This is a genomic window from Streptomyces sp. NPDC057654 (assembly GCF_042800135.1).
Lineage (GTDB): Bacteria > Actinomycetota > Actinomycetes > Streptomycetales > Streptomycetaceae > Streptomyces.
The window spans coordinates 1-1,590 of record NZ_JBHVHQ010001306.1; the positions used below are offsets into that span (position 1 = coordinate 1).

The 1,590-nt window shown below is 73.6% G+C and carries 1 protein-coding gene; it reads right to left on the reverse strand.

Features of this window, described 5'->3' with window-relative positions; genetic code table 11:
- Positions 1-1,590: AMP-binding protein (locus tag ACFU99_RS43085; RefSeq protein ID WP_384404093.1), on the reverse strand; the 1,590-nt coding region annotated here is incomplete at both ends.

Here is a 1,590-nt window from a genome sequence, read left to right on the forward strand (position 1 = left end):
CCGCCGGGCACGCCTCGGCGCCGACGACGAGGGTCCGGAAGTGCGGCAGTGCCCGTTCGGGCACGCTGCCCAGGACGGTCGGCGGGATCAGCGCGTGGGTGATCCGCCGCTCGGCCAGGATGTCGGCCAGTTCCTCGCCCGCGAGCGGGCCCGCGGGCGGTACGACGAGCGCGGCTCCGGCCGGGAAGGCCATGAGCAGCTCCATCACGGCGGCGTCGAAGCTCGGCGACGACAGTTGCAGGACGCGGCTGTCGGCGTCGATGGCGAGCCGTTCGACCTGGGTCGAGCCGAGGCTGGTCAGTCCGGCGTGGGTGACGACGACGCCCTTGGGGCGGCCGGTGGAGCCCGATGTGTAGATGACGTAAGCAGGGTGATGGGCCGTCAGCGGTGCTGCGCGCTCACTGTCCTGTACGTCGCCGTCGGCACGGCCGTCCACGCCGTCCAGGACCCGGATCGCGGCGGCCTCGTCGAGACGCAGCCGCGGGGCGTTGGTGGCGGGGAGCCGTTCGGCGGTCTCCGTGGTGCTGATCAGGAGCACGGGGCGGGCGTCGTCGAGCATGTAGGCGATGCGGTCGGCCGGGTAGCCCGGGTCGACGGGCAGGTACGCGCCGCCCGCCTTGGCGACCGCGAGGAGCGAGACGACGAGGTCGACGGAGCGCGGCAGGGCGAGGGCGACGGTCGTCTCCGGGCCGACGCCCCGCTCGATGAGCAGCCGGGCCAGCCGGTTGGCCTGCGTGTTGAGGTCCGCGTACGTCAGGGCCGTCTCCCCGGCGATCACCGCGGGGGCGTCGGGGGTCCGGGCGGCCTGGGTCTCGACGAGCGCGCCGAGGGTGAGCCGCGGCACGTCGCGGGCCGTGTCGTTCCAGTCGGAGAGGACGTTCCGGCGTTCGGCGGCGTCCAGGATCTCCAGTGCGCCGAGGGGCTGCCGGGGGTCGGCGGCGACGGCGGACAGCAGCCTGACCAGCCGGTCGCCCAGAGTGACGGCGGTGTCCTCGTCGTAGAGGTCGGTGCTGTATTCGAGGTGTCCGGTGAGCCCGGCGGGCGTCCCGTCGTCGGTGTGCCGCTCGGTGAAGGAGAACGCGAGGTCGAACTTGGCGGCGCCGGTATCCACCGCGGCCGGGGCCACGCTGAGGCCGGGGAGGCGGCCGATCACATCGAGCGCGCCGCGGTGGTCGGTCTCGAAGGCCAGCGCGGTCTGGAACAGCGGGTGGCGGGCCATGGACCGGGTGGGGCTGAGCACGTCCACGAGCCGTTCGAAGGGCACGTCCTGGTGCGCGTACGCGGCCAGGTCCGCCTCCCGTACGCGCTCGGTCAGCTCGGCGAACGTCGGGTCGCCGGACAGGTCGGTGCGCAGCACCAGCGTGTTGACGAAGAATCCGACGAGTTCCTCGACCGCGCTGTCCGTGCGGCCGGCGATGGGCATGCCGATCGGTACGTCCGTCGTGCCGCTGAGCTTCGCCAGCAGCGTCGCCAGCGCCGCCTGGACGACCATGAACAGGCTGCCGCGGCTCTCCTTGGCCAGGCCGGCGAGGCCGGTGTGGACCTCTGCGGGGACGTCGAAGGAGATCCGGGCGCCGCGGTGGGTGGCCG